The organism is Reyranella sp. GW821-FHT14A01 (genome assembly GCF_058803965.1).
On the sequence record NZ_JBXAPM010000001.1, the window covers coordinates 598,544 to 622,395 of the forward strand.

The 23,852-nt window shown below is 68.0% G+C and carries 20 protein-coding genes; 3 read left to right on the top strand and 17 right to left on the bottom strand.

What is annotated here, in order from left to right; all coding sequences use genetic code 11:
• Positions 1–9: 9 nt before the first annotated feature.
• Together AC1ROX_RS02930 and AC1ROX_RS02935 are read left to right on the top strand one after the other, a co-directional pair.
• Entirely contained in the window at positions 10–2,712 is a 2,703-nt protein-coding gene (locus AC1ROX_RS02930) for a DUF4118 domain-containing protein (RefSeq protein ID WP_493122199.1), read from the top strand.
• Positions 2,702–3,385, top strand: coding sequence for a response regulator (locus AC1ROX_RS02935; RefSeq protein WP_493122201.1), 684 nt, complete (start codon positions 2,702–2,704; stop codon positions 3,383–3,385). Before AC1ROX_RS02930 ends, AC1ROX_RS02935 begins: the two co-directional genes overlap by 11 nt.
• Here the strand turns inward: AC1ROX_RS02935 and dapA are convergent.
• From dapA to AC1ROX_RS03020, 17 genes are all read right to left on the bottom strand, one after another.
• Complete coding sequence (gene dapA / locus AC1ROX_RS02940) at positions 3,382–4,332, bottom strand: 4-hydroxy-tetrahydrodipicolinate synthase (protein WP_493122202.1); 951 nt, start codon at positions 4,330–4,332, stop codon at positions 3,382–3,384. The genes AC1ROX_RS02935 and dapA overlap by 4 nt on opposite strands.
• Before the next feature lie 24 nt (positions 4,333–4,356).
• Positions 4,357–4,518, bottom strand: a complete 162-nt coding sequence (locus AC1ROX_RS02945) for a hypothetical protein (RefSeq protein ID WP_493122204.1) — start codon at positions 4,516–4,518, stop codon at positions 4,357–4,359.
• Positions 4,519–4,965, bottom strand: coding sequence for a hypothetical protein (locus tag AC1ROX_RS02950; protein WP_493122206.1), 447 nt, complete (start codon positions 4,963–4,965; stop codon positions 4,519–4,521).
• Between the two features lie 114 nt (positions 4,966–5,079).
• Entirely contained in the window at positions 5,080–5,955 is an 876-nt protein-coding gene (locus tag AC1ROX_RS02955) for a hypothetical protein (RefSeq protein WP_493122208.1), read from the bottom strand.
• A 65-nt stretch (positions 5,956–6,020) separates the two neighbouring features.
• Positions 6,021–6,506 (bottom strand): hypothetical protein, encoded by a 486-nt coding sequence (locus AC1ROX_RS02960; RefSeq protein WP_493122210.1) that lies wholly within the window; start codon positions 6,504–6,506, stop codon positions 6,021–6,023.
• Entirely contained in the window at positions 6,503–7,591 is a 1,089-nt protein-coding gene (locus tag AC1ROX_RS02965) for a tetratricopeptide repeat protein (protein ID WP_493122213.1), read from the bottom strand. Before AC1ROX_RS02965 ends, AC1ROX_RS02960 begins: the two co-directional genes overlap by 4 nt.
• Positions 7,592–7,607: 16 nt before the next feature.
• On the bottom strand, positions 7,608–10,277 hold the full coding sequence (locus tag AC1ROX_RS02970; protein WP_493122215.1) for a virulence factor SrfC family protein: 2,670 nt from the start codon (positions 10,275–10,277) through the stop codon (positions 7,608–7,610).
• A gap of 17 nt (positions 10,278–10,294) precedes the next feature.
• Complete coding sequence (locus AC1ROX_RS02975; protein ID WP_493122216.1) at positions 10,295–13,261, bottom strand: virulence factor SrfB; 2,967 nt, start codon at positions 13,259–13,261, stop codon at positions 10,295–10,297.
• A 39-nt stretch (positions 13,262–13,300) separates the two neighbouring features.
• Complete coding sequence (locus AC1ROX_RS02980) at positions 13,301–14,755, bottom strand: SrfA family protein (protein WP_493122218.1); 1,455 nt, start codon at positions 14,753–14,755, stop codon at positions 13,301–13,303.
• 9 nt (positions 14,756–14,764) lie between these two features.
• Positions 14,765–16,024, bottom strand: coding sequence for a hypothetical protein (locus AC1ROX_RS02985; RefSeq protein WP_493122219.1), 1,260 nt, complete (start codon positions 16,022–16,024; stop codon positions 14,765–14,767).
• A gap of 122 nt (positions 16,025–16,146) precedes the next feature.
• Positions 16,147–16,926, bottom strand: a complete 780-nt coding sequence (locus tag AC1ROX_RS02990) for a heme ABC transporter ATP-binding protein (RefSeq protein WP_493122220.1) — start codon at positions 16,924–16,926, stop codon at positions 16,147–16,149.
• Complete coding sequence (locus AC1ROX_RS02995; RefSeq protein ID WP_493122222.1) at positions 16,923–17,957, bottom strand: FecCD family ABC transporter permease; 1,035 nt, start codon at positions 17,955–17,957, stop codon at positions 16,923–16,925. Before AC1ROX_RS02995 ends, AC1ROX_RS02990 begins: the two co-directional genes overlap by 4 nt.
• Positions 17,954–18,817: a heme/hemin ABC transporter substrate-binding protein gene (locus tag AC1ROX_RS03000; RefSeq protein WP_493122223.1), complete on the bottom strand. Its 864-nt coding sequence runs from the start codon at positions 18,815–18,817 to the stop codon at positions 17,954–17,956. The genes AC1ROX_RS02995 and AC1ROX_RS03000 overlap by 4 nt, the downstream gene beginning before the upstream one ends.
• Positions 18,817–19,866: a hemin-degrading factor gene (locus AC1ROX_RS03005; RefSeq protein ID WP_493122226.1), complete on the bottom strand. Its 1,050-nt coding sequence runs from the start codon at positions 19,864–19,866 to the stop codon at positions 18,817–18,819. Before AC1ROX_RS03005 ends, AC1ROX_RS03000 begins: the two co-directional genes overlap by 1 nt.
• A gap of 12 nt (positions 19,867–19,878) precedes the next feature.
• Positions 19,879–20,718: an energy transducer TonB gene (locus AC1ROX_RS03010; protein ID WP_493122227.1), complete on the bottom strand. Its 840-nt coding sequence runs from the start codon at positions 20,716–20,718 to the stop codon at positions 19,879–19,881.
• Positions 20,712–22,967, bottom strand: coding sequence for a TonB-dependent hemoglobin/transferrin/lactoferrin family receptor (locus AC1ROX_RS03015; RefSeq protein ID WP_493122229.1), 2,256 nt, complete (start codon positions 22,965–22,967; stop codon positions 20,712–20,714). The genes AC1ROX_RS03010 and AC1ROX_RS03015 overlap by 7 nt, the downstream gene beginning before the upstream one ends.
• A gap of 108 nt (positions 22,968–23,075) precedes the next feature.
• Entirely contained in the window at positions 23,076–23,258 is a 183-nt protein-coding gene (locus tag AC1ROX_RS03020) for a hemin uptake protein HemP (RefSeq protein WP_493122230.1), read from the bottom strand.
• A 92-nt stretch (positions 23,259–23,350) separates the two neighbouring features.
• Between AC1ROX_RS03020 and AC1ROX_RS03025 the strand changes: the two genes are divergently transcribed.
• The gene (locus tag AC1ROX_RS03025) at positions 23,351–23,848 is read left to right on the top strand and encodes a hypothetical protein (protein WP_493122232.1); all 498 of its coding nucleotides are present in this window, start codon (positions 23,351–23,353) and stop codon (positions 23,846–23,848) included.
• Positions 23,849–23,852 lie beyond the last annotated feature (4 nt).

Genomic DNA, 23,852 nt, shown 5'->3' on the forward strand with positions numbered 1-23,852 from the left:
TCCGGGTGCATGGCCACCGCCGTTGACGATCTCCGGCCCTCGCCCGACGCGCTCCTGAAGGCGGCGGAGAAGGAGTCGCGCGGCAAGCACAAGATCTTCCTCGGGGCCGCGCCCGGCGTCGGCAAGACCTGGGAGATGCTGTCGGCCGCGCACCGGCGCGTCGCTGAGGGTATCGACGTGGTGGTGGGCGTCGTCGAAACGCACCGCCGCGCCGAGACCGAGGCCCAGCTCACGGGCCTCGAAATCGTGCCGCGCCGGTCCGTCGAGTATCGCGGCCGCACGCTCGAGGAAATGGACCTCGACGCCATCCTGAAGCGCCGCCCGGCGCTGGTCCTGGTCGACGAACTGGCCCATACCAACGCCGAGGGCAGCCGCCATCCCAAGCGCTACCTCGACGTCGAGGAGCTGCTGGCGGCCGGCATCGATGTCTATTCGACCCTGAACGTCCAGCACATCGAGAGCCTGAACGACGTGGTGGCCCGCATCACGCGCATCCGCGTGCGCGAGACAGTGCCCGACCACGTGGTCGATGCCGCCGACGAGGTCGAGCTGATCGACCTGACGCCGGCCGACCTGATCGCCCGCCTCGCCGAGGGCAAGGTCTATGTCCGCGACCAGGCGCAGCGCGCGCTGCGCCACTATTTCTCGCCGGGCAACCTGACGGCACTGCGCGAGCTGGCGCTCAGGCGCACCGCCGTCCGGGTCGACGAGCAGATGCGCAGCTATATGCGCGAGCATGCCATCACCGGGCCCTGGGCGGCGGGCGAGCGGGTGATCGTCTGCCTCGATCCCGGGCCGGGCGCGGCCAATGCCGTGCGCGCGGCCAAGCGCAGTGCCGACGCGCTCGATGCCGAGCTGATCGCGCTCTATGTCGAGACCGACCGGCATGCGACCCTGTCGGAGGCCGAACATGCGCGCCTCGCCGACGCTCAGCGGCTGGCGGCCCAGCTCGGCGCCGAGATCGTGACCCTGCCGGGCCGCTCGGTCGTCGAGGAGATCGTGGCCTTCGCGCGTTCGCGCAACGCCACGCGGGTCGTGGTCGGCAAGTCCCGCCGCTCGCGCTGGTTCGAGCTGCGTCATGGATCGGTGGTCGACGAGCTGGTGCGCTCGGGCTCGGGCCTCGCCGTCGAGGTGGCGCCATCGGCCGAGGGCGAGCAGAAGAGCGGCCCGCAGGATTGGCTGCGCGACGTGCCGACGACGCCCGGCCCCTATCTCGAAGGCACCCTGGCGACGGCAGTAGCGACGGCGGCCGGTGTGCTGATCGACCGGCTGATCGTGCTGCCCAACATCTCGCTGGTCTATGTGCTGCCCGTGCTCTTCTCGGCGGCCCGCCACGGTCTGGTGCCGTCGCTCTGGGTCTCGGCGCTGAGCGTGGCCTGCTTCAACTTCTTCTTCCTGCCGCCGCTCTATCAGTTCACGATTTCCGACCCCGCCAATGTGATCTCGCTCTTCCTGTTCGTCGTGGTGGCGGTCATCGCCAGCGCGATGGCGGCTCGCACGCGAACGCAGACCGATTCGGCGCGTCGTGAAGCGCGGACAACGGCCGGGCTCTACGCCTTCAGCCGCAAGATCGCGGGTGTCGTCGATCTCTACGATCTCCTGTGGATCGTGGTCTCGCATCTCGCCCGGCTGCTCAAGGCCGAGGTGATCGTGCTGATGCCGCAGGACGGCGCGCTTGTGACAAAGGCGGCCTTTCCGCCGGACGGCGCGCTGAGCGACGCCGATCTCGCCGCCGCGCGCTGGTCATGGGATGCAGACCGTCCCGCGGGCCGCGGCACCGACACCTTGCCGGGCGGGCGCTGGTTGTTCGCACCCATCCGCACCAGCCGTTCGGCGATCGCGGTGATCGGCGTCCTGCCGCAGAAGGAAGGCCATCAGCTCTCCGCCGGCGAACGCCGCCTGCTCGAGGCCGTCGGCAACCAGGCCGCCGTCGCGATCGAACGCGTGACCCTGGCCGAGGATATCGACCAGGCCCGGCTGGGCGCGGAGCGCGAGCGCCTGCGCTCCTCGATGCTCACCTCGGTGTCGCACGACCTGCGCACGCCGCTCGCCTCGATCATCGGGTCGCTGTCCAGCCTGCGCAGCTTCGGCGAGCGCTACGACGCTGCGGCGCGCGAGGAGTTGCTGGCGACGGCGCAGGGCGAGGCCGAGCGGCTCGACCGCTTCGTCGGCAACCTGCTCGACATGACGCGGCTCGACGCCGGCGCCATCGTCCCCAAGCGCGAGGCCGTCGAAGTGGGCGACCTGATCTCGACCGCACTGCGCCGCGCCGCGCCCCTGCTGGCCGGCCACGAGGTTTCCAGCATCGTGCCGCCGGGATTACCGGCCTTGTCGCTCGATTTCGTGCTGGCCGAGCAGGCGCTGTTCAACCTGCTCGACAATGCCGCCAAGTACTCCGAGCCCGGAGGCCGCATCACGATCGAGGGAAGGCAAGATGGCGAGCGCGTGGAAATCGCCGTGCGCGATGAGGGGCCGGGCATCGCCGAGGCCGACCTCGATCGCATTTTCGAGAAATTCTATCGCGCCGAGTCGGGGGACCGGCGACGCGCCGGCACCGGCCTGGGCCTCGCCATCGCGCGTGGCTTGGTCGAAGCCATGGGCGGCACTCTGACGGCCCACAATCGAAATAATCGCAATAATCGAAACAATCGAAACGGACTCGGAGGGTCGGAATTCGTGGTGAGTTTTCCGGTATCTGGAAATGACGGCTGACGGCGCCACCATCCTGATCGTCGAGGACGAACCGCCGATCCGCCGGTTGCTGCGTACGACCTTGGCCGCCCATGATTATCGCACGCTGGAGGCCGGCACGGGTGCCGAGGCGCTGCAGGCCGTGCGGCACTATCGGCCCGACTTGGTCCTGCTCGATCTCGGCCTGCCCGATCGCGACGGGCTCGAGCTGATCGCCGATATCCGCAAGCTGGCACCCGTGCCCATCGTCGTGCTCTCGGGCCGCGGCGAGGAAGCGGCCAAGGTGGCGGCCCTCGATTCCGGTGCCGACGACTATGTCACCAAGCCGTTCGGCGCCGAGGAGCTGATGGCGCGATTGCGCGCCGCGCTGCGTCACAGGCTGCAGGAGCAGGGGGCGGACCGCGGCTTCGCCAGCGGCACGCTCAAGGTCGACCTGGTGCGCCGGCTGGTCGAAAGGAATGGCGAGGCGGTGAAGCTATCGCCCAAGGAATACGACATCCTCGAACAACTCGTGATTCACGCCGGCAAGGTGCTGACGCATCGCCACCTGCTGCGCGAAGTGTGGCGCGACGAGACAGTCGATCCGCAATATCTGCGCGTCTACATCCGCCAGCTCCGCCAGAAGATCGAGATCGATCCGGCCTCGCCGCAGCATGTCCTTACCGAGCCGGGCGTGGGTTACAGGCTGGTCTAGGCCGCGCGCGGTTGGTGAGGGTGCGACGCCGAGGCGAAGCGCCGTGCCTCGTCGCGTTCCACCGGCTCGATGGTTTCGAGAATGCGCGCCAGCTTCTGGTCGGCGAGGGGCCCGAGCGGCGTCAGGGGCAGTCGAAGACCGTCGCCCATCAGGCCGAGGCGATGCAGCGCCCGCTTGAGCGGAATGGGATTGGCCTCGAGGAAGAGCGCGGCATTCAGCGGCGCCAGCAGATGTTCCAGGCGCGCGACCTCCTGCGTATCCTTCGCATCGCAGGCCCGCTGGAGGGCAGCACACAGGGCCGGGGCCACGTTGGCCGTCACCGAGATGCAGCCGTCGCCGCCGGCTTTGCGGAAGGCGCCCTGGGTCGGGTCGTCGCCCGACAGCAGGAGGAAACCCTTGCCCAGGCGACGGCGCAGGCGCGGCACGCGAGGAATGTTGCCGGTGGCATCCTTGAGGCCACGGATCCGTGGCAGGTCTGCGAGGCGCCGCACGGTGACGTCGGCCAGCGCGCAACCGGTGCGCGACGGCACGTCGTACAGGATGATCGGAAGATCCACGGCGTCGTGGATCGCCTTGAAGTGAGCCACGAGACCGTTCTGGCTGGGCTTCAGGTAGAACGGCGTGACGCAGAGCAGCGCGGAGGCGCCGGCCTTTTCCGCCGACCGGGCCAGTTCGACCGCGGTGCCCGTGTTGTTGCTGCCGGCGCCGGCGATGACAGGAACGCGGCCGGCACTGGCCGCCACCGTTCGGGCGACGATCTGGTGCTGTTCTTCCTGGGTCAGCAGCGGCGCCTCGCCGGTCGTACCGCAGGGCACCAGGGCCGACGTGCCGCGCTCGATCAGCCTGTTGCACAGGCCCGTGAGTGCATCGAAATCGACCCTGCCGAAGCGGTAGGGCGTGGGCAGGGCCGCGATCGAGCCTCGTGCGCGGATGATGATGTCGAACATTAATCGCCTCCTGGCGAAAACGGACTAAGGCAGGACCTTGTCGAGCAGGGAATGGATGTACTGCGTGTCGCCGCGGCTCTGCTCGAACAGCAGGTAGCGCGTGGCCAGGGCGGCCGCGGCGAGGAGCACGACGCTGAGCAGCAGCATCGCGACCCGGCCGACAATGGCCAGAGGATGCGGTGTCATTTACGCCGCGTGTGCAGGAGGCAGTGGTGCGAGAAGGAGTCGACCCGCGACATGGTCGAACGAAACGACGTCGAGGCCTGCGCGCACGGCGCGATCACGCAAGATGGTGAGACTGCTGCGGCAGGCGCAGTCCGTGCCTTCGACGATGACGCGGCCTTTTGCACCGGCGCGGCGGCGCGCGGCCTGCAGGGCCTCGCAAAGTTCGTCCTCGTTGGCGACGTCGACGATCCAGGCAAGGTCGGTGGCCTCGCCATCCGGGGAGGCCGCGTCGGGACGCAGGCTGCGCACGCAAGGACAGCCACGGCGCATCAGGGCGAGAAGAAAGGGGAGCGTGTGGTGGCCGATGACGGCGACGCTCGCCGTGGGCGGCAGGTGTGCGACCGCCATGACTTGATCGACGAGGGTTTCCGACGGGTCGTCGGGGGCAAAAGACGGGATGTCGAGCATGCAAAATTCCTCTGGGACGCCTCCGATATGGCGGAGGGTCCCGTAGGAATTCGAGAGGACCGGAAGCGACCCGGCATAGCCCCGCCATAAAGACGGGGCCATTCGCCGGAAGGGCTACTTCGCGACCTTGGCGCCCGTCGCGACGTTGATCACGGAGCCGTCCTCGAGGCTGAGACGATAGATCTCGCGCAGCACGTTGCCGGCGAAGCCCAGCTCGACGATCGACACGGTCTTGAAGGCGGTCGGGATGCCGTCGGGCAGGATCTGGTTGAACTCGACCGCCGTCTGGTCGAAGGCTGCCTGGATCTCCGGCGTGAACTTCGCCATCGAGTAGACCAGCGTGTTGTGCGGATTGTGCGGCCGCAGTTCCTTGCCGTCCTTCACGGTGTTGATGCCGCTCACGCCCACCGTCCGGACGAGTTCCTTGCCGGCATCGCCCATCGCCGCGTAGACCGGTCCGGTGACGCGCGGCAACGGGCCGTCGCGCAGCGGCGTGAGGGCCGGGGTGGCGAGGGTGTTGAAGGCCATCATGGCTTCGAAGCCCGCGCCTTCCTTCACGATGCCGAGGTCGAGCCACCAGGGATGACCGGCGCCCTTGGCGGCTTCGGTCGTATAGAAGGTCTTCAGCGTGACGTTCAGGACCGGCGGCAGCTTCGGCATCGCCTTCAGCATTTTTTCCGGCGTCGTCGGATCGGCGTTATGGATATGCAGCACGGTGACGTGCGGAATGTTGAAGCGCAGCGCTTCGTCGATCAGCTTGGCGTTCAGAAGCTTCTCGCGCAGCAGCCCGCCGATCGTGATGTTGAGGAGATCGTTCACCTCCTTCGGCAGCGTATAGACCAGACCGAAGGTGCGCTTATGTTCGCGGAAAGTGGGAGTGCCGATCGAGCTGTTGTCGATTGCGCCCTGGGCGAAGGCAGGTTGAGTGGCCATCAGCGCCGAACCGGCGAGTGCGAGAGCGGTCAGTCCGGTGACGATGTTGAGCTTCATGAGAATCTCCCCGAGAAACACAGATGCACATTAGGTGCAATTCGCGTGCCTGTCGCAAGAAGATCCTAGAAAGCGCACTCCGCTCGCATGGCCGGCGTGATCGGATCGGCCGGCATGTTGAGCTTGCAGTGATAATCGAACGAGGCGCGATACTGATCGGCGATGCGGGCCTTGGCCTGGATCGGCAGGACGTAGCGGTTGTTGCGACGGTCGATCTGCAGGCGGCTGTAGCCGATGTTGGTGCCGTCGGCGAAGTAGGCGTCGAAGAAGGAGTGACCGGCCGTCGAGGTGAACTCGACGACCAGGATGACGCCGTCGACGCACTCGAAGCGCGGGCCACTCTTCAGGGTGCCGGTCTCGGTGCTCTTTCCCGAGGGGCCGGAGATCGTCCAGTTCGACGTCGCGCCCGCCTTCGAGGTTTCGGCGTGCAGGAGGCCGCAGGTCAGATTGCTCGGTGGTGGCGGGCTTGCAGGCTTATTGGCCGCCGTTTGGGCCTGCGCCGGCCCGGCGAGAAGCATCGCCGTCACCGGCAGCCATGGGCTCAACTTCATTTGGGGAGACCGTCCAGCGCCTTCTTCGCATCGGCATCGTTCTGTGCCGCTGCCTGTTGTAGCCAGACTTTGGCCTTCGTTGCATCAGCAGAAAGCCCGGCGCCGCCCTTGGCGAGCAGCAGGCCGAGCTTGCGCTGGGCCTCGGCGAGGCCGGTCAGCGCGGCGCGCTCGTACCAGTCGGCGGCCTGCGTGCCGTCGTGCGGGAAGCCCGCCTTGGGCGGAGTCGTCGGATCGTAGAAGGACGCAAGCTCGAGTTGCGCGGCAGCACTTCCCTGTTCGGCAGCCTGGCGGAACACCAGGAACGCTGCCGCGAAGTCCCCCGCCTTGGCGAAATCGCGCGCCTTGGCCAGCATCGCATCGGGGGTGGGCTTGGTCGCGAGATACTCGGCGACTATCTCGCGCACCGACTTCTTCGGCGGCTCCGGCATCGCCGGCTGCAAGGGCGTCGGCGCGGGCGGCGGGGCCGCGGCAACGACCGGTTCCGGCGGATTGAGATGGTTGGTCCAGTAGTAATAGCCGCCGCCCGCGGCGAGCAGCAGCACCACGGCCGCGATCATCCAACCCGTCGCACCGGAACGCTTCGGCATATCGGCCATCGGATCGCGCGCGGCCCGCAGTTCGGGGCGCGGCGGCGGAGGCGGTGGCTCGGGTGCGATCTCCAGGGGCGGCGGCAGGTCCGGTTCGGGCGCGGGCTGCTGGCGGCGACGCAGCCGCACCGTGTCGTCGTAGAGGCCCGACGCACCGGCCGCGCCGGAAGTCAGCATCATGGGCCAAGCCACGACCGTCGTTCCGACCACGCCGATATCGGGCTCGCGCACCCTCAGCCTTATGGTAGCGATGCCCGCGAGACGGTCGCAGATCTCGGGGCCGAGATGGAACTCCAGCACCTCGCCCTTGCGCGTCACCTCGTCGGGCATCAGCCAGGTCTCGGTGCGCCGCCAGCCGTCGTCGGCCAGATGCGACTCAGGCCCCTGCTGACGCTGGATCGATATCGTGAGCCCTTCGGGCGCGGCGTCGAGCTCGCTCACGCGCAGCAGCGCGTGGCCGGGCTCCGGCAAGGGGGCAATGGTCGCGCGGACGGGCATCTCTCGTCCTTAAGCCTCAGGCGGCCACGGTGCGCAAGATGGCACCCAGCCGGTCGTTCTGTTCCGGCGTGATCTCGCGGCCACCCTCGTAGCCGACATTGTCCATGGCAAGCTGCAGGAAGGCGCGCATCCAGTCCTTGCAATAATCGGCGTAGATCGGCGCCGGATTCTCGCTGAGCTGCGGGATGCCGTCGACCATGATGGTCGGCTGCTCGAACACGCGGCGCACCGGCGAATTCGGCGGCAGGCCGGGACGCTGGTCGAGCGGCAGCTTGTCGAAGCCCAGCGCGCTGACATAGCCGTTGAGTGCCGAGGAGGCGGTGCGCACCTGGCGCTCGGCGATCTCCTCCCACTTGGCGTTGGCGGCATTCTCCAGCGCGCGCACCTCGTGGGACAGCTGGTCGATCAGCTTCAGGCGATGGGCGCCGACGATCAGCTCGTCGATCAGCCAGCCGAGATGCTGGCGGTCGACGCCGTAATGCGACAGCGCCTTCTCGTCGGCGCCGACGCGGCGCATGTTCTCCAGCCAGTATTCGGACGCTTCGCGGGCGAAGCGCTCGGCGCGATCCTCGATCACGCCCGCGGGCGGCGCGGCGCGGCCCGGCTCCTCACCGAATACGTCGGCGAAGATGGCGCCGATATCGACGGCGGCGCCGGTCGACTGCGCGGCGGCGGCCGGTCCCTTGCCGTTCTTGCCCAGGCCTTCGTCGGAGGGCCGGGCGGTGGCGATGCGGAAGTAGATCTCGCGCAGGGCCGTGTCGGCGACCTGCAGCGAGGCCATGAGTTCGCCGAACAGCTGCTGCTGGATGACGTTGGCCAAGCCGCGCAAAACCGTATGGATGAGGTCGCGCTTCTTGGCGCGCGCATCGCCGTCGGAGGCGCTGTGGAAGCCGGCCAGCCGGTCGACCAGGCGGCGCAGCTGGACGTCGAGCTGGCCGCGCACCTGCGCGCGCTTGATGGCGGGATCGCAGACCGGGATCAGGCTTTTGACCAGATGCGCCACGCCGCCATCGTTGGCGCGGAACGCCTCGTCCCAGGCGCGGGCCGGATCGGCGAAGTGGCGGCGCACATCCTCGTTCTCGACGAAGTGACGGCGCAATTCGCCGGCGCGCTGGGCGAAGGAATCGGCGATGCCGACCTCGCGGCCGCCGTCATAGTCCATCAGCCGCTCGTCGATGACGGTCGGATTGCGCAGCCAGAAGCTGTTGTCGAACGGCTTGCCGTTCCAGTTCAGCGGCCACTCGCCGCGGAAATTGTTGACCAGCGAATTGCCGAGACGCGCGCTCCAGCGCAGGCGGCGCGATTCCTCGGTCTCGCCGGCCTTCTGCTCGAACTCGCGGTCCATCTTGGTCAGCACGAGGAACAGCGCGTTCTTCTGCCTGGCGCGGTCCGCCGGCGTGGCGCCGATCGTCTGGTCGATCCACGCCGTCATCATGTCGGAGAGGTCGCGGACTTCCTGGTTACCGTCGGGGATGCACAGCAGGATGGCGCTGAGCTCGCGCTCGGCCGAGTAACGCTGGAAGAGATAGGCGACCTTGCCGCGCAGCAGCAGCTCGCGCAGCGGGTTGGCGCCCTCGGCCACGCCCTTGGTCTTGGCCACGTCGTCGAGGTTGGCGAGCTTCAGGCGCGAGCGGGCGCCGGGAAAGTCGAGCAGGTCGGTGTGGTCGAAGAAGTCCCACGGCTTCTCGTCGATCGCGACGTTCAGCTCGGCGGTGAGGGCGCAGACCAGCGAGCGCGGCAGGCGGGCGTCGGCCGAGGAGCGGCCATCGGCCTGCTTGGGACGCACCAGCAGCGGATCGTCATCGTCGGCGCCGAGACGATCAAGCGTCAGCACGTCGACGATGCTCTTCTCGCGCGGGATCAGCGCGTCCATGCCGAGCAGCGCCTCGGGCGCGTGGCCGAGCTTCTGCAGCCCGTCGTAGAGCGTGAGATAGAGATCGGTGAAGGGCTGGAAATCGTACCACAGGACCGACCAGAGCCGGGCGCGGTCGTGACCCGACAGGCGCGGCGCCAGATCGATCGCCTCGCGCCAGAAGTCGGTGCGCAGCTCGGCGGTCACGCCCGCGAAGAAGGTGTCGAAATACTCGATCAGGTCGAGCACGTCGTCGGAATCGAGATCGCCGACCGGTGTCGGTGCCGCCTTGGCACGCAGCTCGGTCAGGCGCTTGCGGATCGCGGCACCATCGGGTCCCACGAACTCGGCCTTCTGGTGATCAAAGTCGAGCAGGAAGGAGTTGCCCAGGATCTTCACGATGTCGGTCTGCGTGAGCAGCCGCACGCGCACCGGGAACTCGGCCGAGCCGTCGCTGAGGCCCAGGCCAAAGCGCGTCACCAGGCCGGTCGACTCGCGATTGCCCGGCGGGTTGATCTCGCGCAGGAAGTCGTAGGCCTTGTCGGCAAAGCGAGCCTGCAAGGGCCGGCCGTCACGGCTCGCCAGGATCGAGACGAGATAGGACTTGCCGGCCTGGCTGGGACCGAACACGCCAACGCACATGCGCCGCCGCGCGGCGCGGGCGAGCTTGCGGCTCTGGTTGCGAACCTTCTGCAGCTCGCTCACCAGCGACGGCGCCTGTTGCGCCACGGTCGGCGACTGTTCCGCGGCGCCCTTGAGCCACGCCACGCCCTCGCTGGCAGCAACGGCCAGCGCTTCGCAGTCCTGAGCCAGCTTGAGATCGACTGTGTCCATGATCTTTCCGAGGGTCCTTAACCTGTCTTGAGCATGCCCGTGTCGAGCCAGTAGCCCTCACGGCGCGGCAATGTCTGCAGGCGGAGAGTCAGGCGATCGAGCGCCACGGCACGGCCGTCGCGATTGGTCACCTGACGCAGACGGAAACGTTCGACATCCCCCGAGTCCTTGTCCTTGGGCTTCACACGCGCAAGCGCGATCCGGAACGGCGTCTCGCGCGCATGGCGCTCGGCATATTCCGGCTTGGCGAACTCCAATGCATAGAGCCGCGCCGCCGGCCAGCGCACCAAGTCGAGCTGGCGCGCGCCCAGCCACATGGGGCCGCGGAACTCGAAGGCAATCTCGGGCAGCTCGAACTCGCGATTGTCGAGATCGACATCGCGATAGATGAGATCTTCCTTCTGCAGGCGGCCACCGCCATCGAGCTTGCCGATGAACCGGGCAATGCTCTTGGAGCGCAGCAGGTCGGAGCGGAAGGAGAAGTCCGGAAGCTGCGATTGCGCGAGTGCTGCGATCATGGCGCCGACCGCGACCGTGGTCTTGGGGTCCTCGACCCTGAGCCGCGCGTCGCGGAACGGGTACCAGGCGCCGACGCGATAATCGTGCAGCGAGATCACCCGCTCCGGCGGCAGCGGCAGCAGTTCCATCACCAATGCGCGGATGCCGGGCAGGCGCGACGGACGGCCCGAGAGCAGCAGCACGTCGCAATCGTAGGCGTGGACGATCTCGGCCAATGGCGCCAGCACGCGGCCCATCTCGGCCCGCACCGTCTTGTCGAGGCCCGGCAGGTCGACCGGGAACACGACCTCGCGCAGGTCGAAGTTCTGCGCGCCGCGCTTGCGCGCCGCCTCGTTCACGAAGGTGATGACCTCCTCGGAGGGCTTGGCGCCGCCGGGGAAGAAGGTCTCGTAGGGCCGCGGCTCGGCCGCGACGACGCCCGAGGTCGGATCGTAGGTTTCGGCAGCGCGCAAAAATTCGAGGGCGAGCGGATGGGCGATCTGCAGCGCGAACTGCTGGCGCAGGTTGCGCTGGATCACGTCCTCGCCGCCGCGGTCGCCACCGACCAGCTCGGCCATCAGGTCGGCCGGATTGGCAATGCCGGCCGTGCGCAGGGCCGCCTCGATCGGCGGCAGCACATGGCCCTGTACGACGCGCAGCAGGATATCGTCGCCCGCGACGCTGAAGCCCTCGCGGAACTTCTGTTCGGGGAACAAGGTCACCGAGGTGCCGGCGCCCTCGAGGCGATAGGAGTTGATGATGAGGTCGGTCGTGCCGCCGCCCACGTCGATGCTCGCGATGTTGAGCACGTCGTCGCTGGGCTTGCCGCGCGGCTTGCGCGTGATCTGGAAGAAGCGGCGGGCGTCGCCGCCGAAATTGCGCGCAACCTCGGTATAGAGATAGACGAGCTGCGTGCAGCTCGCCTCGTCCCAGTCGGTCAGTACGCGCGGCGCCGGCGCTGCCGGATCGTCGAGCTTCCAGCCCAGCATCATCCAGACGAGATCGCGCGCGGCCTCGGCGCGCTTGCGGAAGATCAGGCGCTCGGCCAGCGGCATGCCGGTCGGCAGGGTGAGCACGATGCGGCGCAGCCGGCGCGGCGTTTCGGCATGGGCACGCCGTCCGCGCTGCTGCGGCGAGTTCATGAGGGTCAGTGCCTGCAGCAGCACTTCGGTCAGCACGAAAGTCATCACCGAGGAGCGCGAATAGAGCGGCTCGAACACCGGCAGGTGGTCCGCCGAATCGGCATCGGCATCGACCAGATGCAGCGGCTCGCCCTTCTGGTTCACGAGCTGGGCCATCGGTCCGGCCGCGGCCGGCATCGCCGTCTGGTCCTGCGCGTAGGCCACGTTGAAGCGCCATTCGCGTTGCTGCGGCTCCTCGTCCCACAGATAACGCTTGGGGCTCGACATGCCGGTATTGCCCTCGGTGCCGCGGCGGCGTGCGGCCAATCGCGTCGCCTCGGGACCGACGCGCGTCATGGTCGGCCAGACGAAGGCATCGGCACGGCCGCCGAGGCGCGAGAGATGGTTCTTGCCGAACCATGCCTGCGCGAACTCGACCCTCGATTCGAAGGGCCGCGTATGCACGACCTCGGGATGCGAGAGGTCGCGCAACGCGAGTTCGTAGGAATCATTCAGGTTGACGCCCAGCTCGCCGGCCGCCTCGATCAACAGGCCGCAGGTCCGCGAGTTGCCGACGTCGAGCACGAGATCGACCTCGATGGCGCCGCGGCCCGGCCGCTCGGCATCGCCCACCAGCTTGACCGGCGGGAAGTGCGCCGCGGCGGCGAGCAGGCCGAGGAAGGCGAGATAGCGCGCGGTGGCTTCCTGCGGCTTCTGCTTGATGTCGTTGTCGATCTCTTCGGCCGTCGCGCGCGGATGCAGTTCGTGGAACAATTCGTCGAGCCACTGGGTCATCCAGCTTTGGCGCAGCAGCCAGTGATTGGCGCGCTGTTGCGGCGCCAGCGCGAACAAAGCGCCCGAGGTCACGTCCTTCGGTGACGGCGCGAGATAGGCGCGGCCCTCGGCCTCGGCGATCAGGCCGGTATCGAAGGCCAGCACCGCGCGGTAGCGGTTGCCCTGCTCGTCGCGATAGCCCGAGCCGTAGCGCGCCTCGAGATCGACCACGCGCACCCGCGCCCAGTCGGCGGGGCCTTCGCGGAACTGGTTGTTGGGCCGCACCTGCAGGAACGGCACCGGCACCCACTTGTCGAGAAAGGGCGCGAGCGCGTCCTTGGCGGTGACGACCAGGTTGGGGTCGGCAGCGCGGCGGCGGCCGTTCTCGACCACCTCGTACTGGCCGCGGCCCTCGTCGAAGTCGAGCTGCACCAGATCGTCGACCGCGTGCGAGGTAGCGGCGTCATGGAAGCCCCATTCGCGCACCTTGAGGCGCACGGGGTCGAAGCCGAAATCGAGGAACTGGATGCCGGAGCGGGCAATCAGCGTCGTCGGGCTGGGATAGCTCGGCAGGCGGGCGAGGTCGCTCATGTCAATCCAGTACGGCCATCATCATGTTTATGTAGGGTCTCAGCGACCGATCTGCACCTGGTAGCTGCGCGGGTCACCGGGTTGGCTGCCCTTGCACTGCGCCGCGCCATCGGCGCCGATCTCGCAGTTCACGGTGTTGCGGGCATAGGTCTTGCCATCGCTGCAACGCGGGTTGCTCTTCTCCTCGATCACCAGCTTGGTGCCGTCCCAGCGCGCCTCGGCGGGAGCCTCGCAGGTGGCGCCGTTCTTCTGGGTGAACGAGACCTTGCCCTTGCCCTTGTCATCTAGCGTGTAGGACGGGCGAATGTCCCTCTCGCCGGTCGCCGTCGCGAGGCCGGTGCGCGAGCGCCAGTCGCCCTTCAGGAAGGCGAGGTCCTGCTTCTGCTTGGCCTCGGGCGGGACGACCATCGGCTTGGGTTCGTCCTTCTTGTTCTGCGCGTTGTTCTTGGGATCGTTTCTCGGATCGTTCTGTGCCGCGTTCTTGTCCTTGTTCTGATCGTCCGGCCCCTTCATGTCGGCGCCCTTGGCGTCCGGCTTGTTGGGATCCTTCGCCGGATCGTTGGCGCCCATGGCGGCATCGGGGCCGGCGCCGCGCTCGATCGGCGGTCCACCCATGTAGCCCATGGCGCCACCCGGCACGACGATGCCTGCCGCGCAATCGCCGCCGCGGCGTGAGAGCTCGTCGGTGAGACGGGCCAGCTCAAGGCGCAATTCCTCATTGTCGTGCACCAGGGTCGAGACGCGGGTCTGCTGCAGCTCCATGGGCTGAAGAACGCCGAAGCGCAGCGCGCGCTCCCGCGCTTCCGCCTCGATGTAGGGCTCGATGCGCGGCAGGTAGGGGCGCACCAGCCAGGCGAGCAGCGCCAGGATCAGCATCAGCAGCACGCCGAGCAGTACCCATTGCCACCATATGGTGCGCGGCGCCGCGACCGCGGCAAATGCCGGTGCCGATGCCATGACCGCCTCAGGTCGCCCGAGGTGCGGCGCGGCGGCTATGCGCGGGGCCGCCGCCATGGGCGGAAGGCTCGGCAGGAACACGCCGGGCAGCGCCGCATCGGCGGTGAAGCCCCAGAAGGTCATGACCGGACGGCCGCCCACGACATAGAGCGTCTCTTCGCCCGGTGCGGTAAGCGCGTGACGCAGCAGGCGCGCGAAGTTGCGCTCAGCGTTGGAGCGCTCGACCGCTTCCATCTGGGTCGCGAGGCCCGCGATCTCGCCGTGCAGGCGGTGCACCTGGTCGAGGATCTCGCGCTTCTCGGCCTCGCCGAGATCGGAGAGGCGCTTCACCTCACCGTCGAACGGCGCGTACCAGTTGATCGTGCGACCGCTCGGCTCGGCTTCGGGCAGCGCCAGCAGATCGGCATGCTCGCGCGACAGGCGCGCGGCAATGGCGGCGCGCAACTGTCCCGCGGCGCGCCACACCGGATCGCCGGCGAGCCCCAGCGCGCGATAGCGCTGCAGCGGCTCACTGACCAGTAGCGGACCTGCGGCCATCTCGGCTCCTTACCGTCTGCTGCCACGGGGGCAGGAAATCGCGTAGTTCCAGCGCGTGCCCCATTGTTCACCCGTTACGATCACATCGACCGAATAATCCCCGGCGACCGGATTCCAGTCGAACCCGAAGCCGCCGCGACCGCTGCGCGGCCCGCCGGTGCCGGCGATGTTCTGGCCGCGATACATCACCCTGATGTCGTCGGGCCGCACGAAGAGCTGGTAGTTCAGCGCCACGAAGCCGGGCTTGTCACCGAGATAGTGCTTGTTGCGTGTGACGCCCTCGCCGCCGGAATCGCCCGACCAGTCGCAGGGAAGCTGGCCCGGCGGCGGCCGGTTGACCGGCGGCGCGGAGGCCTGCTGCGGCGGCTGCGGCTTGGGAGCGGGCGGCGGCGGGGGCGGCTTCGGCGGTTCGGCCTTGGCCACGGGTGGCGGCGCGGGCGGCGGCTTGGGCGGCTCGATCGGCTTGCACTGATCGAGCTTGTCCTTGAGCTCGGCCTGAAGCGACGCGAGTTCGGCCTTGAGCTTCTGTTCCTCGTCGACCGCCGAATCGAGCCCGGCCTTCAGAAGAGGCGTCGGATCGGGCGGCGCTTCGGGGGCGGGCGGTGCCGGCGTCTCGAGCGTGGCGATGTTCACGGTCGGATCGACCGGCACGCAGGCGCGCAACAGCCACGAGGTCAGCAGCAGGAGAAGCAGCAGCAGCAGACCGAACAGCAGCGCGCTGAACCATGGCGCCCAACCGACGATGCGCGTTGCCGGCAGCATAGCCGCCGCTGGTGCGCTGGCGAACACGGCCTCGGGCCGTGCCGCCGCGGGAACGGTCGCAAGCTGGAAGGTTCGCAGGCTCGCCGCGGCATCGGCTTCGTAGCCCCAGGCGACGATCACCGGCTGGCCGTCGACGACGAACACGAAATCGTCCGAGGGACGCGAGGTCGAGATCTCGAGCGAGCGGCCGATCAGCCGCGCTTCCTCGCTGGTCTGCGAGCCCATGAGCTGCGCAGCCAGGGCGCGGATGGAAGAGAGGTGCTCCTCCACGGTGCGCAGTACCTGTGATCGTTGCGCGTCGTCCAGTTCGGAAAGGCGTTGGACAGTGCCGCTACGTGCGGCGTACCAATCGATGCCGTCACCGGACTCGCGAAGCTGCGGATCGGCCAGCAGGTCGGCGGGACCGTCGCCCAGGCGACGGCGGATGACGGACAGCAACTGGCCGGCGACCGAGTGCAGCGGTTCGCCTCGTACGCCCAGCGGGCGCACACCGAGTCGCGTCGTCATCAACAGTGTGGGGCGTTCGCCCATGGATGCCCGAGGTCAGAATTCCGGATACTGGCTGAGGCATCATATCATCGTCCGAATCCGGCGGGACTATGTCGGATTGAACACCGATTCGCGGTGAATCAGCCGGGGCTCAGGAATGCAGTCCCACTGGCGGCCTCGATCCGCACGATCGGCGTGGCGAACACGGACGAGAGCCGTTCCGGATCGAGCGTCTCGCGCGTCGGCCCCAGATTGGTCACACGGCCCTCCTCGACGATGCCGACCCGGTCGGCGTAACGCGCCGCCATGTTGAGATCGTGCAGCACCGCCAGCACGCCCAGCCCGCGATCGGCACGGCGCCGGGCGCTGGCCAGTGCGGCGTGCTGGTGCGAAAGGTCGAGGCCGGTGATCGGCTCGTCGAGTAGCAGGAAGGGCGTCGCCGCGGGATCGGCGTCGCATTGGGCAAGCACGCGGGCGAGCTGGATGCGCTGGCGTTCGCCGCCGGACAGAACCGTATAGGGACGATCCGCGAAGGCGAGCGCCTCGGTCTCGGCGAGGGCCTTCTCGGCCAGCGCCTGCATCTGTCGCTCCGACAGGGTGCCGCGAAAGGCGAGCAGCCCCAGCATCGCGATCTGCAGGCCGGTGAAATCGAAGGCCACGGCCGAATGCTGCGGCAGCACGGCGCGCCGCCGCGCCAGTTCCAGCTTGCTCCATTGTCCCAGCGGTCGTCCGTCGAACAGGATCTCGCCGGCAGCCAGGACGCGATCACCGGCCAGGGCGTTCAGCAGCGTGCTCTTGCCGGCACCGTTGGGGCCGATGATCGCCACGAACTCGCCCGGCGACACTTCGAGCGAGACGTCGCGCAGCAACGTCTTGGTGCGGGCTCGCACCTCGATGCCGATGGCCTGCAGGAGCTTCACAGCCCACCTCGCGCGGCGCGGCTGGCCAGCAGCCAGAGGAAGAACGGACCGCCGACCAGCGCCGTCAGCACGCCGATCGGTAGCTCGGCGGGCGAGACCATGGTGCGGGCCAATGCGTCGGCCAGCACGAGAAAGGCACCGCCGAACAAGGCGGCGGCCGGCAGCAGGGTGCGGTGCGAGGGGCCGAGCAGCAGGCGCACGATGTGCGGCGCGATCAGGCCGACGAAGCCCACGATGCCGGAGATCGCCACGCCGGCGCCCACGGCCAGCGCGACCTGCGCCACGAGGCGCTTCTTCAGCCGCTCGACATCGACACCGACATGGCCGGCCTCGCGCTCGCCGAGCGCCAGCGCATCGAGCAGGTGCGCGGTCGGCAGCAAGGTCGGCACGCTTATGAGGAGGATCAACAGGGCGGGCGTGATCGCGATCCAGGTGACCGAACCGAAGCCGCCCATGGTCCAGAAGATCAGCGTCCGCAGCTGCTGGTCGTCGGCGACGAACACCAGCATGCCGATACCGGCGGAGGTCAGCGCGTTGATCGCGATGCCGGCCAATAGCAGCGTGCCGACCAGGGTCACGCCCTCGCGCGCGGCGATGCGATAGACGACGACGGTGGCCGCGAGGCCGCCGAGGAAAGCCGCGATCGGCAGGGTCCAGGGCCTGAAGCCCGGCGGCACGATGTGCATCACCTTCTCGCCCAGCACGATCACCGACACGGCGGCCAGCGCGGCGCCGCTCGAAACGCCGAGCAGGCCGGGATCGGCCAGCGGGTTGCGGAACAGGCTCTGCATCGCAGCGCCACCGGCCGCCAGCGCGGCACCGACGGCGAAGGCCGCGAATACGCGCGGCGCGCGGATCGCATAGAGGACGGCGGCCGTCGTGTCGTCGAGCGGCGCGCTCGACAGGCCGATCGCCGACAGGATCTGGCCGAGGCCGACGGGAAAGGCGCCGATGCACAGGCTCGCCACCACGCTCGCCAGGGCGGCGAGCGCGAACAGCGGGATCGGACGGCGCAGCGCGAACGCCGTCACGGCGCGCGGACGAGGTCGGGATGCAGCGCCATCGCGAGTTCGGTGGCGGCTTCCGGCGTGCGCGGGCCGAAGCCCAGCAGGAGCAGCGTGTCGAACTCGATGATCTTCCCGGCCTTGCCGGCCGGCGTGCGGTTGAGCGACGGCTGGTCGAGGATCGCCTGCTTGCCGCCCATCGCCTCCACGGTCTGGCGCGTTACCAGCACGAAGTCGGCATTGGAGGCGATGACCGATTCCGGCGTGAGCGGCCGGTAGCCCGAGTAGCCGTCGACCGCGTTGACGCCGCCCGCCAGCTTGATGATGCCGGCGGCCGCGGTGTCCTTGCCCGCGGCCTGCGGGGCACCGCCGCTCATGGAGAGAAGGAACAGAACCCGCGGATGGGTCTTGGCCGTCGCGAGCTTTTCCGCGAGCGACTTCATGGCTTCGCGGCCCTTGGCGATCATGGCGTCGGCTTCGGCGACCTTGCCGGTCACCTTGCCGATGGCGGCGATCTTGGTGACCACGCTGTCGTAATCGTACTTGTCCGGCAGGATCATGACCTCGATGCCGGTCGCTTTGAGTTGCTCGATCGCGCCGGCCGGTCCGGCCGCCGTGGTCGCGATGATCAGGGTCGGCTTCAGCGACAGGACGCCCTCGGCCGACAAAGCGCGCATATAGCCGACCTGCGGCAGCTTTCGTGCGGCCTCGGGATAGAGGCTCGTCGTATCGACGCCGACCAGCAGCTTCTCGGCGCCGAGCCCGTAGATGATCTCGGTGATCGAGCTGCCGACCGATACGATGCGGGGCGGCTGCTGCGCGTTGGCGGGGAGGGCGGCGGCCGCCGCCGCGGCGGCTCCCAGTCCAAGGAGGGTCCGGCGCTGCATCACGAGGCTGCCTGCTTCTCGGCGTTCGCGACGATGGTGCGCCATTCCTCGAGTTCGGGGTTGCCGGGTTTGCGCGCGCCGAACATCAGCAGGATGTTGCGGTTGTGCGCGTCGAAGGCTTCGATCGAGGTCACGATTCCGTCCTCGGTCGGCTTGCGCACCGAGAAGACGCGGGCCACGCCCGCGTCGCGCAGATGCAGGTTGAAGTCCGGGTCGAGCACGTTGAACCAGCCGTGCACGTCGACCAGCCGCTTCACCGGGCCGGTATGGATCTGGATGCAGCCATGGCTGCCGACGAAGACCATGATCGGCGTGCCGTTGGCGGCCGCCGCCTCGAAAGCAGCGCGCAAGGTTCGCACCGGCAGCTCGCGGGCGAGATCCTCGCCGACCAGGCGCAGCGCCTGGACGCGGCCGACCTTGAATTTGCCCAGCATGCCGAAGAATTCGTGCGTGTCCTTCATGCCGAGCCAGGCGGCGCGCAGGCCCGCGACGTCGATCTCGGAGTCGGGACGGTCGATCGCGCTTGGCGCGCGCTCGACGATTTTCAGGTCGGCCAGAGTGTCGGCCGTATAGCGCGCGATCAGCGTATCGAAGGCCGGCCGGTCGGTCTCGTCGGTGGCGTAGATCTTGTGCACGGCCTCGCCGGCGGCGTCGAAGAACTGCAGGCTGAGCCGCTCGCCCTGCTTCAGAGGCTCGCGCACGGCAAAGCCGTGCTTCCAGATGCCGAGAAACAGCCGCAGGTCGATGTCCGGGCCGAGCACGATCCCGTGGTGCCCCTTCACGTTCACACCCTCGAAGCGGCCATGGCGCTCGTGCACGCAATGCTCGTTGCGCGTCAGGCACATCACGCGGCCGACCTCGGGCATGTCGCTCAGAATGCCGCGCCAGTCCGTCTTCAGTGGAGTCGCGGTCCTACCGACGCCCAGCGCCACCAGCTCGGCCTCGCTGACGCCCAAGGTCGCGGCGGCATCGCGGATGCGCAGCGCAGGCTTCTCGCCGCGCAGTTGGCTCCAGCGCAAGGCAAGATCGGTGTTCGCGGGTGAAAGCATGGGGCTGTCCTTTCAACGAAGGTGGAAACGAACGGGTATTTCGACCCAGGCGGCGACCGGATGACCGTCGCGCATGGCAGGAAGGAACTGCCAGCCGCGCACGGCAGCGAGGGCAGAACGGTCCAGCAGGGGAAAGTTGCTGCTGCGCGAGATCACGATTTCGGCGGCGCTGCCGTCGGGATCGAGGCGCACGCGCACCATGACTTCACCCTGCTGGCCAAGCTCGATGGAGCGCGGCGGATAGACGGCGGGCGTCGGCGGCACGCGGTAGCGCGGCTTGCCCTCGAACACGATGAGCGACGAGGAGGCGGCCGCCTGCTGCTGCGTGATGCTGGCATTGCCAGTGTCGGGCGAAGGTGCCCGGGTAACGGTGGCCTGCGGCGTCGGGCGCGGCGCGGCTGCCGGCGTGGGCGGCTTCGGCTTGGGCGCCTCGACCGGCTTCATTTCAGCCGCCGTGGGGGGCGGCGGCTCGTCGGGTGGGGGGAGCTCGACCTTGATCTCGGGCTCCGCGGCGGCAACCTCCTGCGGAGGCGGTGGCTCCGGTTCGGGCGGCGGCGTCACTTCGGTCTGCTCGACCGGAGGCGTCGGCGGCTCGGCTTGCTGTTGAGGTTCTGGAGTGGCTTCGGGTTGGTCGGCTTCGGACGCGGGACCCTCGGTGGGCGCCGCGAGCGACAGTTCGACCATGAGGGCCGGCGCCGAATCGTCGTTGGCGCTGCTGCCGGACATGCCGGCGAGAAGAAGGGGAACGATGGCCAGCCCATGCAGTGCAAGCGACAACGCCACCGGCACGCGCGGACCGCGTGCCGGTGGCGCCGGCAGTCGCTCGGCAGAGAGGGCTGCCGGGACTACCATCGCGCTATGAGGTTGACGCCGAAATACCGGCCGGGCTGCGCGTAGAGATCGAGCAGCGGGTTGGTCGGCGCGATGCCGATCGTGTCCGGGGAGTTCCAGTACTTGGCGTTGGTGATGTTGAACGCGCCGGCATTGACCTTGAAGTGGTCGTTGAAGATGTAGCTGACGGTGGCGTCGAGGTTGAAGTAGCCCGGTGCCTGGAAGTAGGTCGGGCTGCTGACCTGGTTGTGAGCGGCCGCCACCGTACCGATGAGCTGCGCCACGAAGCCCTTGTCGAAGCCGTAGCGGATGCGTGCCTGTGTGGTCCACGGCGACACCGAGTCGACCGGCAGGCCGGTCCTCTGGTCGGTGCCCTGCGCGAAGGCCGTCCAGCCGGCAACCGCCCATTCCGGCGCGAAGCGGTACTCGCCGCGCGCCTCGATGCCCCAGATCGTCACATTGGTGAGGTTGACGTACTGGTACTGGGTGACCGGGCCCACCATGCCGACGACGACCGATTCGAGGAAATTGTTGTAGAGGTTGTAGAAGCCGGTGAGCTGCCAGCTCGAGCCGTTCTCGTACTTGCCGCGGAAGCCCACTTCGAACGAGTTCGCCGTCTCGGGCTTCAGGTTGGCGTTGGGCAGGATCTGGTAGAACGATGCTGCATTGGTGAAGCCGAAGTTCGCATTGTCGTACGGCGGCGCGCGGAAGCCTGTCGCGTACTGGAAGTAGCCCGAGTAGGTGTCGTTGAAGTGATACAGCAGGCCGAGCTTCGGCGAGGCCGAGACGTAGGTGGTGGCCGTCGGCACGGCGTTGAGCGTGGCGCCCGTCGAGTTCCAGAAGTAGCGGTCTGGATTGGGCGTCATGTTGTAGTAGTCGAGGCGCACCGCCGGCGTGATCTTCAGGCGACCGCCCATCGCAGTGATTTCATCCTGGACGTAGATGCCGGCCTGGACCGTGTCGGTGTCGGGGAAGTTCTTGTTGGGATAGGTCTCGCCGCCCACCGCGTTGGTGACGGCGCCGGTTGCCAGCGTGATCTGGTACCGGTCGCGCGGCCTGGTCGTCGTCGTCCACGAGAAGCTCGCCCCGTAGGTGAAGAAGTTGTCGAGGCCACCGATGTTGCGATCGGTGTGCATCTGCAGTTCGGCACCCGTGACGTTCTGGTTGTAGTAGAACCGCGACGTGCGGGCATTGGTCGGGATGACGCCGTTGAAGCCGCCGCGCAGCGTGTAGGTGTCGGCCTGCGTGTTGACCGAATTGAAGTAGGCCAGGAAGCTCAGCCGGTCGACGAAGCCGATCGGGGCGTTGTGTTCCCACTGCGCGCTGAGTCGATAGGTCTGGGTGTAGTCCTTGCCCCATTCGTCGAAGACGCGCGCGAACAGGCTGGAGAAGTTGCCGATGCTGGAAAGTGCGTTGGTGGTCTGGATGCCGTTCGAGTAGGTGCCGGTGAGGCGGATCGTGTCGACCTCGGTGGGCTTGATCACCAGCTTGGCGAAGAAGTTGTTGTTGAACCAGTTCGTCGGGTTGGTGCTGACGTCGGACTGCGCCGGCTGGAACTGTTGTCCGTCGCGCCGCGTGTAGATGCCCATGAACTCGACGTTGCCGGAGCGCACCGCGCCCGTGAACGACTCGGAGAACTGCTGGTTGGCGCCGCTATAGGCAGCCTTGGCGCTGGCATAGAAGTCCTTGCCGCCCAGCATGTAGTCGCCGGGATCCTTGGTCGTGTAGGCCACCACGCCGCCGATCGCGTCCGAGCCGTAGAGCGCCGAGGCGGGGCCGCGGATGATCTCGACCCGCTTGATGTCCTCGAGGTCGGGCTGCTCGCGAGAGTAGGTGCCGGCGCCCTGGTTGCTGTCGGGGAAGTCGGGCGTGCGCATGCCGTCGACCATCAGCAGCACGCGATTGCCGCCGATGCCGCGGATCACGAAGTTCTGGAAGCCGGCGCGCGTCGCGTTGTTGCCGATCGTGACGCCGGGCTCGTTGCGGACGAGATCACGGACATCCTGCATGTTCTCGCGATCGATGTTCTCGGTGGTGATCACGGAGACGGTGGCCGGCACGTCGTCGAGCGGTCGCCGGCTGCGCATGGCGGCCGTCGTCACGGCATCGAGTTGGGTGGGAACGGCCTGGGTCGCCGGCGGGACCTGGGCCGGCGGCACCGGGGTCGGGACGACGGACGGAGCCGTCGTCGTTTGTGACCATGCAGGCGTGCTTAAAGGCGCACTGATGGCTGTTGTCGCCATCAGCGCATAAACGATGCGCGTTTTCATTTGAGCCAGGTCCCCAAGAAAAAAGGACGCCTGGCTTGCGGACCCCGTGCGGGGACCTGCTGGCTGGGCAGTTTAGCCGAGGAGGGATGGCCCCTCGGGGTCTCAGAATTACTTCGTCAGAATGAGCTTGTTCGAGGCGGTGAGGCGCAGCCGGTACGTCTCGGCACCGTGGCGGATCATGAGCTCACGCCGTCCCTGCAGGATCGCGGCGCTCTCGACGGCGGAAACGGTCAGTTCCAGCCGGTCGCTCTGCGCATCCAGTACCCGAAGCGGACGGGTCATCTCGTTCATGGCGTTTCTCGCTTGCCTTTTTAAGTTTGCGAACGACTCTTAATTGCATAGACTGTCGATCCCGTCAAGCTCCTTCAATTTTCGGTGAGGCCATGGAAACCATTCAGGAACAGCGGCTTAGCGCCCTGCACAGCGATCCGAAGCCGGGCTGCGGAAAAGCCGACTGCGCCTGCGCCCTGCCCGTAAGCGAGCGCTTCGTGCTGTGGGCGCTGCGCCAATGGCAGCAGGATCGTGCGCTGCCCTGCGAAGGGTCGATCCTTCATCGCGGCTTCAAGGTCGCGGGCCTGCTCAACGCGCTGCCGGACTTCGCGATCGCCATGGACGCCTTCCTGTTCGGCGCCCGCCGCGCGATGGAAATCCATGTGCCGACATGCTCCAGCGTGAGCCGCGACGAGGCCGTGCTGGTCGCGCTCTGCGGCCTCGCCCAGGCCGACCATGACCGGCCGCTGCTCGCCTCGCTCGACATCATGATGGCGCCGACCGCGTCGCGCGTGGCGGCGATCCGCCTGAAAGCATTCGCCGTCGCCCTCGCGGGCGCGGGCCTCAGGCTTGCTCCCGCGGCCGGCGCCGCCGCTGGCCGTCTCAATTGAAAGG

Coding starts and splice junctions, on each gene's coding strand:
- AC1ROX_RS03010 (WP_493122227.1), bottom strand. CDS start 20,718: ATGGTAGTCCCGGCAGCCCTCTCTGCCGAGCGACTGCCGGCGCCACCG.
- AC1ROX_RS02970 (WP_493122215.1), bottom strand. CDS start 10,277: ATGGACACAGTCGATCTCAAGCTGGCTCAGGACTGCGAAGCGCTGGCC.
- AC1ROX_RS02985 (WP_493122219.1), bottom strand. CDS start 16,024: ATGACGACGCGACTCGGTGTGCGCCCGCTGGGCGTACGAGGCGAACCG.
- dapA (WP_493122202.1), bottom strand. CDS start 4,332: ATGTTCGACATCATCATCCGCGCACGAGGCTCGATCGCGGCCCTGCCC.
- AC1ROX_RS02930 (WP_493122199.1), top strand. CDS start 10: ATGGCCACCGCCGTTGACGATCTCCGGCCCTCGCCCGACGCGCTCCTG.
- AC1ROX_RS03020 (WP_493122230.1), bottom strand. CDS start 23,258: ATGAACGAGATGACCCGTCCGCTTCGGGTACTGGATGCGCAGAGCGAC.
- AC1ROX_RS02935 (WP_493122201.1), top strand. CDS start 2,702: ATGACGGCTGACGGCGCCACCATCCTGATCGTCGAGGACGAACCGCCG.
- AC1ROX_RS02945 (WP_493122204.1), bottom strand. CDS start 4,518: ATGACACCGCATCCTCTGGCCATTGTCGGCCGGGTCGCGATGCTGCTG.
- AC1ROX_RS02965 (WP_493122213.1), bottom strand. CDS start 7,591: ATGCCCGTCCGCGCGACCATTGCCCCCTTGCCGGAGCCCGGCCACGCG.
- AC1ROX_RS02960 (WP_493122210.1), bottom strand. CDS start 6,506: ATGAAGTTGAGCCCATGGCTGCCGGTGACGGCGATGCTTCTCGCCGGG.
- AC1ROX_RS03005 (WP_493122226.1), bottom strand. CDS start 19,866: ATGCTTTCACCCGCGAACACCGATCTTGCCTTGCGCTGGAGCCAACTG.
- AC1ROX_RS02980 (WP_493122218.1), bottom strand. CDS start 14,755: ATGGCCGCAGGTCCGCTACTGGTCAGTGAGCCGCTGCAGCGCTATCGC.
- AC1ROX_RS03000 (WP_493122223.1), bottom strand. CDS start 18,817: ATGCAGCGCCGGACCCTCCTTGGACTGGGAGCCGCCGCGGCGGCGGCC.
- AC1ROX_RS02950 (WP_493122206.1), bottom strand. CDS start 4,965: ATGCTCGACATCCCGTCTTTTGCCCCCGACGACCCGTCGGAAACCCTC.
- AC1ROX_RS03015 (WP_493122229.1), bottom strand. CDS start 22,967: ATGAAAACGCGCATCGTTTATGCGCTGATGGCGACAACAGCCATCAGT.
- AC1ROX_RS02955 (WP_493122208.1), bottom strand. CDS start 5,955: ATGAAGCTCAACATCGTCACCGGACTGACCGCTCTCGCACTCGCCGGT.
- AC1ROX_RS02975 (WP_493122216.1), bottom strand. CDS start 13,261: ATGAGCGACCTCGCCCGCCTGCCGAGCTATCCCAGCCCGACGACGCTG.
- AC1ROX_RS03025 (WP_493122232.1), top strand. CDS start 23,351: ATGGAAACCATTCAGGAACAGCGGCTTAGCGCCCTGCACAGCGATCCG.